This window comes from Veillonella atypica (assembly GCF_041431435.1).
GTDB classification, from domain to species: domain Bacteria; phylum Bacillota; class Negativicutes; order Veillonellales; family Veillonellaceae; genus Veillonella; species Veillonella atypica.
This window is the reverse complement of record NZ_JAPVXV010000004.1, coordinates 21,708-33,343: the sequence shown is the minus strand read 5'-3', so window position 1 is coordinate 33,343 and position 11,636 is coordinate 21,708. Positions and strand designations below refer to the sequence as shown.

Below are 11,636 nucleotides of genomic sequence, written 5' to 3'. Positions count from 1 at the left end.
AATGATTCAGTTGATGGATACCTCACTGCCAATCTCTATAAGATTAGCTAAGACTGGACCCATTTATAGGCCTTAAGTTCAATATAGCGATGTCAAACGTAGAAATTTAAACTATTCTATATCTAGAGCTCAATATAATGCTGTAACCGAGGTACATATGCATACTCCTGAAGGGGGGCTGTTTTATACATTGCCATTTACAGCTTTCAAAAGAGAGAATATTACAAATGGTCGTTGGAGCACTATGAAAACAAAGGAAAAACCAAGTTTTGTGGCCAATGATATTTCTTTTGCTTTGCCGAATGAGCCTAATACACAATATGTAATTACGTTATTGGTTAGAGAAGATGGTGAACGAGGGATTATTGCATAGTATTATTTCAGATGCTAAGATTGCAAACTTAGGAGATACCTATAAGGGTGAAGTAGATTTACTATGATACAATAATAGTAATATGAAATGTACTAAGTCCCAATGAAGTTGATGCGGTTCGTCCTAAACTAGATTATTAAGAGGACTATGAGTAGGATTATTCTTTTAAGTAATGTGTATATTTGTTTCGTGTGTTGAGGTGTGAATCCTATGGCTACGTGGTCTGGAATACGGCATAAGTTAGAAACAGAATATCTTGCTATCAGCTTGCGAGGACATATTCAATATTTTGTTACCACTTATAGTAAATCGCCTGATCATGAGGGGCGGGCTGCTATACGATATAATGGTAAGGAAATTATAAAAGGCAATTATTGGAATCAATATGTGAAGGCCCATCTGTTTCCTAAAGATGATACCTATGAACGAAGAATGCATGAAGGTTTATAAATGAAACACGGAAGGAAATTGTTGTAAGAGTATAATACATTTGTGACAAGTGAATAAAAAATGAGAAGGAACTCTGTTATAATGAAGTTGCTTAATCCAAACATTACAACAAAAGGAGTTCCTTCTCATGCATTCTATTATAACTGAAGAATTAAGATTTCGTAAACGAGTATGTGAATATGCTATAAAGTATGGAAATAATGCTGAAGCTGCACGCCGTTATCATACTAGTAGACAACAAGTACAACGTTGGGTGAAGCGTTTCGACGGGACTATCGATTCACTTCGATTGTATAGTCGTAAACCACATTCTCATCCTAATCAACACACTGAGGAAGAACTAGCACTTATCAAGCGTATGCATTCTAAGTTTAAACATGAAGGGCTGTCTCAAGTATATGTTGAGGCAAAAAAGCGTGGTTATAAACGCTCATATGGCTCTATGTGCCGACAAATAAGGTGTCACATTAAAGAGAAAAAGGTTGTTAAATCTGTTCCAAAAAGCAAGTGGAAACCAGATCTAGTAACATATCCAGGAGAAAAGGTTCAGATTGATATAAAATACGTACCTCGCGAGAGTTTAGCCTTTTCAACACAAGGAAAATCTTACTATCAACTTACAGCTATTGATGAGTTTTCTAGAAAGAGAATTCTAAAAATTATAGATGAAAAAAGTGTTACTAATACAAGTCGGTTCTTATTAAATTTAGAAGCCAAAATGGGATTTCCTATTCATACAATACAAACAGATAATGGTCGTGAATTTACAAACTATGGAGTAAAAGATCGAGAGTGTTTATTTGATATTGTATTAAAAAGATTAGAAATAGAGCATAAAACGACAAGACCATTTTCTCCGTGGCAGAATGGAAAGGTAGAGCGCAGTCATCGAATTGATAGTGAGAGATTTTATTCTCGTAAGTTTAATAGTATGGAGAGTTTTCTAAAAGCACATAGTCGATATGCTAATAGATATAATAACATTGCACAAAAAGTCTTAAACTTTAAATCACCAAACCAAGTTATAACAGAGTACTTTATGAATCAAAAGGCATAGGTATTTGTCACAAATGTTTGATTACTCTAGAATAAATGAAACACGGAAGGAAATTGTTCAATTCCCTTCCGTGCTTAGATATGATATAATTTATATCAAAGTGAGGCATAAATGGTTTCGACGCCAGACTTCGCTTCTAAAGTAAAAAATTGAAGAAACGGTCTGACTTCTCTGTCGGGCCTTTTTTCATGCCACGATTAGAAAGCTAGCTTTTAGCTAGAGGTCAATCATTTTGCTGCCATGATAATGGTCGCTACAAGTATGCCAAAGGAAATCATTAATGATAACACTTTGTATGTACTCATATTGATCACCGCCAATCCTCGAGTTGATTAGCAAAGGCTGGACCCATTTAGAGGCCTCAAGTTCAATATAGTGCTGTCAATCATAGAAGTAAATAGATTAGAGGTTCCTAATAGTCACCTAGGTGACTAATAGGAACCTTTTTTACTTGACTTTTTTAATTTGTATACCTCAATATGTTACAATTATTAATATAGTAGTCGTGTTGTAGGAGAGACCTATGTTGTATTTAGTCATTGCCGTCATCGTCATTGCACTTATTGCAAAATCTAGATCATTGAATAATCAAACAGATAGTGATGCAGATATAGAGAAACAGAATTGCATATTAGACGAAATTAATCGTACATACGGAAATATTGAATCATATGAACTACAATTAGAACCTTCAGATATAGAGGGAATATATTTTAATGAATTTCGTGAATATGTCGATGCTGAAGGTCGTGTGTTGACTCCAGCAGAGATTGATGAAATCCGGTATAAAGATGATTATAGAGAGGATATTGAACAGGATTATCCTTTAAAGTAGCAGTATGTATGTATTATTATGATTTGGAGTAAACTTTTACTAAACGCAAGAATTTTATGTTGTTTGTATATACTATAAATGGTTATAAATGAAAACACGGAAAGAAATTGTTTGATTCCTTTCCGTGCTTAGATATGATATAATTTATATCAAAGTGAGGCATAAATGGTTTCGACGCCAGACTTCGCTTCTAATAATTGAAATTGAAGAAACGGTCTGACTTCTTTGTCGGGCCTTTTTTCATGCCACGATTAGAAAGCTAGCTTTTACCTAGAGGTCAATCACTTTGCAGCCATGATAATGGTCGCTACAAGTATGCCAAAGGAAATCATTAATGATAGCACTTTGTATGTACTCATATTGATCACCGCCAATCCTCGAGTTGATTAGCAAAGACTGGACCCATTTAGAGGCCTCAAGTTCAATATAACGATGTCAAGTGTAAAAGTAAATAGATTAGAGGTTCCTAATAGTCACCTAGGTGACCAATAGGAACCTTTTTTGTTTTTATAAAATTTATTGAATTGTGTTACAATACAGTTAATATTAGTGTGTTATGGAGAGAAATATATGTTAAAACGTTATATTATCTTGTTCAGCTTAGGATTATGTTTTGCGACACCAGTGCTTTCACAAGCAATTGATACAACATCAATGATACGTGTTACGAATGAGCATAGTGGTCAACATGATGCTGCGTTAGATACTTTTACAGAAACAAAATTCTTCGGACCATATCAATTCCGCGTATTAAAGGATGCTATTGAAACGAAAGGCGAAACCAAGGATATTGATGGTAGAGTGTTTAGAACCTCTGATGGGGTATTTATGCATGTTAAGGCAAGATCTATTGATGGTAATAGTATGTCTTTAGATAATGAGATTAAAAATCTTGTTAAAGAGAGAACGATTCCTGAACCTACTGTTAAGATGGTATTGCCCATTAAGGATAGTGTAATAGAGGTTAATAATGATGGTGTGCGCAGTTTACTCGCTGAATTTATGTATGGCTGGCCATTAAAGAATAGGACGGACATGGTATTCGTTACTGATTATGAAGGAACTAGATACTATTATAAATTGCAGTTCTATAGAGATAGATTGCCAAACGGTGTTCGCATTGAGCAATTGCGACAAATGATTATGGATGCGCAATTTAGCTATAAATAAATTAAAGGTACATATGTAATGAAAAAAGGTCTATATACTACAGCTCAGTAATATATAGACCTTTAAGTGTATTATCTAGTTTTCAATCAATTATAGGATGCTTTTACCCATAGGGAATACAGTTTTGCCAAACACTTTATTTACAAGTACGGCACCAGAACCGTAGAAGCCCAAGAGGGAGATGAATAATTCGGACCATGCTGCAAGGGCGAAGAAGCCTGTTTTGCCACCTAAGAATAGGTCTGTTGCAAGACCGAAAAATAGGAAGCAGATTAATAGCATAATAGCGAATACAACCTTGTTTGTTTTTAAAGCTGCGATGGTGCCAAAGATAGAGAAGATTAAGAAGCCCACAAAGGCGAATGCTAATTGTGTTACATCGAAACCTTTTTGGATTTCAGGACCGAAGGAGCCCATTTGGATTAACCAAACGCCAGCCATGGCAGACCAGAATAAACCGTATGCACCGAATACAACAGATCCGAAAGGATTATTTTTCTTGAAATCAAAATAACTCGCTATTAATTGTGCTAAAGAGCCTAATAAAACAGCCCAAGGGACAATAACAGATGTTGTTGGACCAGACCAGCCAACGCGGGATGTAGATACTACAAAACATACAATCGCGAGACCAAGTAAACCAAGACCTGTCGGGTCCGCAACATTTTCGCTCATTTCAACTCGTTTAATTTCCTTTTCCATGTGTTCCTCATTTCTCAATCAACTAACTACAACTATAGGTGCCATGAAAGCACTGCCTCATAAATGTAACATACATCACACTTTTGAATCAATACTATAGGTAATAGTAACAATGCCTAAAATGCATAATTAAATAAGTGAGTATTTACAAGGATAGTTACAAATCGTAGCCGATTTTATTGGTTTAATTCCTCTAAAAATTGGGTATTGCATATGGATTTAACATAATTCTTGACCATTGGAGAAATGTATGGGCACAGTAGATTTTGGTTCAGTTACGAAACTCGGGGGTCTTCTTTTGTGATATACTACATATAAAGTATGTAGGAGGTTATATGGTTTTTCTTACTTCATTACAAAGTATCATGCCTATCGTCTTGCTCATATCTCTTGGATATTTCTTAAAAGGGCGGGGCATGTTTAATGATACATTTAGCTCAAATCTATCGAGGCTCATCATGTCCGTCATTTTGCCGGTCGGCGTATTTATGTCCGTGCTTCACAATGTGCAAACATCGGATTTGTGGGACTTGCGGTATGGATTACTCGTCGTGATGATGACCTATGTAGTGTCATACATCATTGCGTTTATTATGATGAAAATTGTACATGTCCCACGGGGACGCCGCGGTATTTTTATCAATATGGTAGTTAACGATAATTGTTTATTTATTGGACTACCTGTACAGATTGCATTGTTTGGGCCTGATGCATTACCGTTTTTCTTGCTGTATTATATTGGTAATACCATATCTGTATGGATGTTTGGTGTATTCCTTATTGAGGCTGATCCGTTGCCTACGAATGGTGCTAGCCATGGTGAAAGCTTCCGCACCTTGGTACGCAAGTTTTCTTGGAAAAAATTATTGCCACCGCCATTATTGGGCTTTTTCTTGGCATTAGTATTCCTATATGCTCAAATTCCATTGCCGACGGTATTACATAATACGTTAAACTATATAGGGAATATGGTAACACCATTATCCTTGCTATATATTGGTATCGTATTACATGATGCGGGCCTTAAAAGCATGCGTTTAAATAAGGATTCCATCGGTGGTATCATTGGCCGTTTTGCTGTAGCCCCATTTATTATGTTCTGCGTTATCTATGCTACCAAATACCTCATGGGCATTACATTGGATCCCGTTGCGGTCGTTACATTCATCGTTCAATCTGCAGGACCGGTTATCGCCGTATTGCCAATCGTAGCGAATGAAGCAGGTTCTGATTTGCCATTTGCCACAGGACTCGTAACCATTAGCTCCGTATTATTCGTATTCGTTATACCCGTTATTATGGAAATATTAACGATATTTGGAATAGGAATGTAAATCTATACAATATAAAACGACTAGCATTATATACATACGTATATGGTGCTAGTCGTTTTTACGCATTAAACTATTCGATAATCATTATGATATTTATGCATTAAGCGCTTCGATAATCGTTACGATATCTTCTGCCTTTCGAGCAATGTGTTTGACGCCTAATTCTTTATGTAATTGTTCATCTCTAAAGCCCCACGTAACGCCGATACATAGTAGGCCAGAGTTTTTAGCTGTCGCTACATCTACTTCCGAGTCGCCGATGTAGATGGATTCACTTTGTGTGGAACCTAATTCTTTTAATGCTTGTAATACCATGTCTGGTGCTGGTTTACGCTGTAATCCAGGGCGTTCGCCAATAGCTACCGGTAAACGATCACCAAAGTATTCCTTATTTAATGGAGTAATACCTTCTTGGATTTTATTAGAAACAATGGCGAGTTTATATCCTTTGGCACGTAATGTATCTAATACGTCAAGCATGCCAGGATATGGGGCTGTGTAATCCTGTAAATGTTCGCCGTAGTATGCTTTAAATTCGTCGAGATAGGTGTTGAATTCAGCCTCCGAAATGGAATCTGGCAGTGATTGATGCATCAAATGAGCTACGCCGTTGCCAAGGGCTACTTTCACCTCAGGAACCGACCGTTCTGGCAAATCATGAGCGCGCAATACATAATTCACCGCATTGCGTAAATCTGTTAACGTATCTAGCAATGTGCCGTCACAATCGAATACGATAGTTGTATATTTCATGGGGACCTCCAAAATCTGTATAATCTTATTCCATTATATGACATGAACCGAGAATTTTAAATTAGTCTATGATACAATTAGTATACTAGTTGAAAATATTTGGAGGATTAGTATGACTGAAATACAATCTTTATTATTGATGAAAGCCACGTTAGAATCCGCAAATCTTCATGGTGTTGAAGCCATGCTCGACGATGATTGCGAATATGTTTCTACGGGTCGTGGTATCATTGCTCGTAATAAACGTGAAAGCTTAGAATTCTTAACGGCCATGGTTGATTCCATCCAATCTGACCATGTACCTGTTATATGTCGTGTGATGCATATTACAGAGGTTTACGAAGAAGACGCCTTATTTCATGAGGGCCGTCACGGTTTGACCGTTGCTTATGAAGAAGGCGACCAATATGCGTATATGTTGTTTGTTGATATCAATGAAGATGGCCGTATTGACCGTATCGTTTCTAGCCAAGAAAATTATGCGTTTGAATACGATGATCTTCGTTTATCCTTAGATGAAACACCATATCGTTTCCCAATTGTGCCACACACTGTGAAAGACTGGATTGCGGCCCTAAGCATATGGCTTGAAACTGATAATTTTGATATTGATGATTTCTACCAATTCATTGATGAAGATACCAAGGTAGTGTTCCAAAAAGGCGATGCAGAGTCTATTACACTAGAAAATGGCCTCGATGTAGAGGACTACTTTGATCAACTCATGAATCAACACTTTGCTGCCGTACCACATATCATTCGTGATGAAGAGGATAATCTTATTTTGGTCTATGGCCCTATGAGCCTTATCGTGAGCCTTAACGAACATGGCGCATTAGCTGTTATTAGTATATACATTGATACGCGCGACGAAGAAGAATCCATTGATGAATACGGTTATATCGAAGAAGATTTGACCGAACCTGTAGAAGAAGAACTTTTTACGGATTATTGATCGGTACATCATACATGTCCATAAAAATTAGAACAGGCCTGTACTAATTTTGGGGTGACCTTATATAGGTGTGTTGAGAAATAGAACAGGCCTGTACTAATTTTACGGATCCCCTATATAGGTATGTTCAGAAATAGAACAGGCCTGTACTAATTTTTCGGGGACCTTATATAGGTATGTTGAGAAATAGAACAGGCCTGTACTAATTTTACGGAGCCCCTATATAGGTATGTTGAGAAATAGAACAGGCCTGTACTAATTTTATGGAACCCTATATAGGTGTGCTTAGAGATAGAACAGGCCTGTTCTAATTTTAAAGAGGCAGGAGCGAGCTCCTGCCTCTTTTGTGTACAAAAATGTAATTAGATATCTTCTTTTTCTTTGATTATACCAGCTTTTTTCTTGCGCCAGTACCAAATGTAGAGCGGAAGAATGACGATACAGCCACCTAGACCCCAAAGTAATTGGTTTGTTTGGGCTTGGCCTAGCATCCAAAGGGATGTAGCAATGGCGATGATTGGAACTGTGTAACCACCAGGGATTGTGTAGGACCGTTCTTTATCTGCCCATTTACGACGGAATATAATGACTGCTAAACATGTTGGTAGGTACTGTGTGAAACGGGATACCGCACTAATAGCAGCAAGGGTTGTAAATGAACCGGACCAGGCGAGTAGTACGCTGGCAATAGCGGTGACGATCGCTGCTACATATGGTGCATTGTAGCGATTGCGTTTAGCTAAGGCACTTGGAAGCATGCCGTCTTCGGCCATGGATGTTGCGATACGAGGGGCGTAATAGGCTTCGGCAAAGTTAATGCCGCCCATGGAAATCAATGTGCCTGCCAATACAATGTACATGCCAATTGGGCCTAGGATTACGTTGAAAGCATCTTGTACCGGTGCTTTTGTGTTAGCAAGGTCAGATCCTAGAACACCAATAGATACGGCAAGTATGGCCATATATAGGACTGATACGAGTAGCATACACATGATAATGGCACGCGGTAAATTCTTTTTAGGACTCTTCATATCCTCTGCGGCAATGGCAATAACTTCAAACCCTGTATAGGCAAAGAAGAGAAGCACGGCTGCTTGTGCAAAGGATCCTTCTACATAGGTATCGTGTGGGAATACAGGTGTAAAGTTAGCACCATTAATAAAGAATATACCGATAGCGATAAATAGGGCGAGAGGGACTAATTTAGAGATTGTAATCAAGTTATTAACAAACTTAGACACGTTAACACCAAATATGTTTACGATTGTTAAGCCTACGATTAATATAAAGGAAATGACATCCTTTGCAAAATCACCACTTAAGGCTGGCACTGCTGCACCTAATGCTGTGGCAAAGCCAACGGCCATGGCGGCCCAAGCAATAACGGTTACAATCCATTTAAGGACGCCTACCTCAAATCCCCAAAAGTCACCTAATGCATGTTTGGCATATAGATAAGGGCCACCATTACGTGTGAAAAGGCTAGCCGCCTCTGCAAAGCACAAGGCAATACATCCTGCAATGACCGCATCAAATAAAAGGACCCCTAAACTGGCTGACCCAATAATGGCATAGGCCTTATTAGGTAACAAGAAAATCCCAGTACCAACGATACCATTGATTCCAAGGAGTACAATACTCCAAAATCCAAATTTACTTTTCTTATCCATTAGTTGACCTCCTTAGTCGCATCTACGAAGGCTTTAAATAATGTTTTTGCATGTACATCTTTCACATGCATCATTTCTGGATGGAATTGAGTTGCTACGAACCATGGACGATTCGTATCTTCTAATGCCTCTACTGTACCGTCCTTGGCACGGCCTGTAACAACTAGGCTTTCACCAATATTCCGGCACGTTTGATGATGATGAGAATTTGTAATCCATGTGGTTGTGCCGATGATTTGAGCTAATTTAGAATCAGGTTCAATGTCTACCGTATGCGTAGGTAATGATGGCGTTTGATTTTGGCTGTGCTTAATCGTGCAATTTTCATCATATGGCAAATCTTGGTACAAAGAACCACCACGATATACATTTACGATTTGGCAACCGCGACAGATGGCGAATACGGGAATATTTCGTGCCTCTGCTGCTGCAAGCAACGCGAAATCAAATTGATCGCGCTCAGGGAATACATCACCGATGCCTCGCAATGGTTCTTCGCCATAATTGAGCGGATACACATCATGACCACCTGTAAGGAGTAGGCCATCAACGATATCGATGGTTTCCTTTGCTTGCTCTAAATTTTCTGTAAAAGGAATAATAATAGGAATACCGCCCGCTTCTTCGATGGAGCGGACATAATCCTGATTCACATAAGAACGGATTAAATCGACATAAGCGCCGCTGGTATCGCGTAGCGTATTGCCGGAGATTCCGATTAATGGTTTTTTCATACTATCACCTCAATGTGTAAAATACTGTACATCAAGTACAGTATAATTATAATTCATTTTCCTATAATATACTATAACATATTATGCAAGTAGGAATTGCGTTTATGTAAATATAGCTAATACCAGATGATTCTAAAATGAATTTATAGAAAATTGATAAAAAATTAATAATTAGGTATAATGAGTCTTAGCTTGTAGAGTATAAATTGAGGAGAGAATGTATGAACTGGAAACGTGTAATAGCATTAGGTTTACTTGGATTAACATTTGGCATGGGGCAGTCCTATGCGATAGACGTAAATATTCCTGGCGCTGATGCATCTATATCTGCTGATAAATATCAAAATTATCGTGTAGATACGGCAGATACAAAAATATTGGAATCCAAAATTATTAAAAAAGTTACAGAAGATAATCAAAATAAACCTGGTTATGATATATCTAATTTACCAAGGGATATTCATAATACAACAGAATTAAATCATGCTATCAAGTATTCTAGTACGGTATTTATTTTGCGAGATCACGGGGCGGATATTAAGTTTACTATGCCTTATGCTAGTATTATGGGAATTGCATATGAGAGTGCTGGTCCACATAAGGAAGTGACGCGACATGGTGGTGCATTGGGCTTTGATGGTGAAATGAGTTATGAATTACGACCTCAGCCCAATGGCGATACATGGGAAAATTCCGGTATTCCTTATAAGCAACTAACTGCAGATCAGTTAAAGTCATTGTTAGAAAATAAAAAAATGACTCTACATAAAAATAATTATAGTATTCTTGGTGCAGGGCTATTTACTTACCCGACAGTAGAAAAAGGGACATGGGATATAGCCTCCTACGATTCAAAAAATATTAGAGGCACTATTAATTTTACAATGCCTAATCAGCCGACTGTTTCATATCATCTCATATATGCAATGCCAAAAAACAAAATACAGAAACTTAACCAAGAAACAATTATTCGAGATACAATGTCACCATTAGCTAATATAGTATTGCCTTCTGTTAAGGCTGCTAGTGATATCATGCCATATACATCCGAAGTACATAAAGGTCCATTTGCGTTTAGAGTATTGAAGGACAGCAAATTAGTAAAGTCAAAATCTCTCGAAGGTGGTTTAACTATGGATTTTTATAAATCGGGAAAGATAAGAGAAATTATTAGTGTGAGCCCTCTATCAAAGTATGATGATGTAAAAAAACAAAATATTCTTTATAATTATTTGTTAGCTTTTATTGGTTCACCTAAATTATCTCAGGGTAAACCAGCGCAATATGCTACTGTGTGGAATGATACGCTACCAGGGGCATATTTTGAAATTAAAGGAGATAAATATAGCTTATTTGTCATGACTGTATATGATGATACACATCGATATACGTACTATATGTCAAAACCACATGATGTACACGTTAGCAATTATAAATTAAGAGATATTGTACAATATGTAACATATAAAAATACAAAAGATGGATATAAAAAAACGAAACTTGGATTAGGCATGCCTAGTCGTGCATTTTCAAATAATCGTGTGCATTAATAAAAAGAGGCTGTAACAGAATGCGGTTTTACCGCATTCTAGTTGCAGCCCCT

The 11,636-nt window shown here is 37.4% G+C and carries 13 protein-coding genes and 1 pseudogene; 8 read left to right on the top strand and 6 right to left on the bottom strand.

The window, feature by feature from the left end; translation table 11 throughout:
* The first annotated feature begins 157 nt into the window (after window positions 1-157).
* From O3598_RS05780 to O3598_RS05770, 3 genes and pseudogenes are all read left to right on the top strand, one after another.
* Entirely contained in the window at window positions 158-373 is a 216-nt protein-coding gene (locus tag O3598_RS05780) for a hypothetical protein (protein WP_119982114.1), read from the top strand.
* Window positions 374-583: 210 nt separating this feature from the next.
* Window positions 584-814 (top strand): annotated as a pseudogene (locus O3598_RS05775) (SF0329 family protein); the annotation flags it as partial.
* Between the two features lie 136 nt (window positions 815-950).
* Window positions 951-1,880, top strand: coding sequence for an IS481 family transposase (locus tag O3598_RS05770; RefSeq protein ID WP_005379765.1), 930 nt, complete (start codon window positions 951-953; stop codon window positions 1,878-1,880).
* A 227-nt stretch (window positions 1,881-2,107) separates the two neighbouring features.
* On the opposite strand, the gene O3598_RS05765 is transcribed toward O3598_RS05770, so the two are convergent.
* The gene (locus O3598_RS05765; protein ID WP_353511575.1) at window positions 2,108-2,158 is read right to left on the bottom strand and encodes a hypothetical protein; all 51 of its coding nucleotides are present in this window, start codon (window positions 2,156-2,158) and stop codon (window positions 2,108-2,110) included.
* Between the two features lie 245 nt (window positions 2,159-2,403).
* Between O3598_RS05765 and O3598_RS05760 the strand changes: the two genes are divergently transcribed.
* A complete protein-coding gene (locus O3598_RS05760; RefSeq protein ID WP_371452115.1) occupies window positions 2,404-2,715 on the top strand; it encodes a hypothetical protein in 312 nt (103 codons plus the stop codon).
* A gap of 281 nt (window positions 2,716-2,996) precedes the next feature.
* Here the strand turns inward: O3598_RS05760 and O3598_RS05755 are convergent, their stop codons facing one another.
* Entirely contained in the window at window positions 2,997-3,047 is a 51-nt protein-coding gene (locus O3598_RS05755) for a hypothetical protein (RefSeq protein WP_353511575.1), read from the bottom strand.
* Window positions 3,048-3,285: 238 nt separating this feature from the next.
* Between O3598_RS05755 and O3598_RS05750 the strand changes: the two genes are divergently transcribed.
* Window positions 3,286-3,885 carry a hypothetical protein gene (locus O3598_RS05750; protein WP_119982116.1) on the top strand — a complete coding sequence of 200 codons (600 nt, stop codon included), beginning with the start codon at window positions 3,286-3,288 and terminating at the stop codon, window positions 3,883-3,885.
* Between the two features lie 90 nt (window positions 3,886-3,975).
* On the opposite strand, the gene O3598_RS05745 is transcribed toward O3598_RS05750, so the two are convergent.
* Window positions 3,976-4,587 (bottom strand): acetate uptake transporter, encoded by a 612-nt coding sequence (locus O3598_RS05745; RefSeq protein ID WP_287523693.1) that lies wholly within the window; start codon window positions 4,585-4,587, stop codon window positions 3,976-3,978.
* Window positions 4,588-4,922: 335 nt separating this feature from the next.
* Here O3598_RS05745 and O3598_RS05740 point away from each other — a divergent pair, with 335 nt between their 5' ends.
* A complete protein-coding gene (locus tag O3598_RS05740; RefSeq protein ID WP_005376233.1) occupies window positions 4,923-5,921 on the top strand; it encodes an AEC family transporter in 999 nt (332 codons plus the stop codon).
* A gap of 93 nt (window positions 5,922-6,014) precedes the next feature.
* Here the strand turns inward: O3598_RS05740 and O3598_RS05735 are convergent, their stop codons facing one another.
* Window positions 6,015-6,674, bottom strand: coding sequence for an HAD family hydrolase (locus O3598_RS05735; RefSeq protein WP_371452112.1), 660 nt, complete (start codon window positions 6,672-6,674; stop codon window positions 6,015-6,017).
* 112 nt (window positions 6,675-6,786) lie between these two features.
* On the opposite strand from O3598_RS05735, the gene O3598_RS05730 reads away from it, so the two are divergent.
* A complete protein-coding gene (locus O3598_RS05730) occupies window positions 6,787-7,629 on the top strand; it encodes a hypothetical protein (RefSeq protein ID WP_371452110.1) in 843 nt (280 codons plus the stop codon).
* Between the two features lie 362 nt (window positions 7,630-7,991).
* Here O3598_RS05730 and O3598_RS05725 read toward each other — a convergent pair whose 3' ends face one another.
* Together O3598_RS05725 and O3598_RS05720 are read right to left on the bottom strand one after the other, a co-directional pair.
* Entirely contained in the window at window positions 7,992-9,299 is a 1,308-nt protein-coding gene (locus O3598_RS05725) for an APC family permease (protein WP_371452108.1), read from the bottom strand.
* Window positions 9,299-10,033: a gamma-glutamyl-gamma-aminobutyrate hydrolase family protein gene (locus O3598_RS05720; RefSeq protein ID WP_316063361.1), complete on the bottom strand. Its 735-nt coding sequence runs from the start codon at window positions 10,031-10,033 to the stop codon at window positions 9,299-9,301. The genes O3598_RS05725 and O3598_RS05720 overlap by 1 nt, the downstream gene beginning before the upstream one ends.
* Before the next feature lie 221 nt (window positions 10,034-10,254).
* Here O3598_RS05720 and O3598_RS05715 point away from each other — a divergent pair, with 221 nt between their 5' ends.
* Window positions 10,255-11,583 carry a hypothetical protein gene (locus tag O3598_RS05715; RefSeq protein ID WP_371452107.1) on the top strand — a complete coding sequence of 443 codons (1,329 nt, stop codon included), beginning with the start codon at window positions 10,255-10,257 and terminating at the stop codon, window positions 11,581-11,583.
* Window positions 11,584-11,636 lie beyond the last annotated feature (53 nt).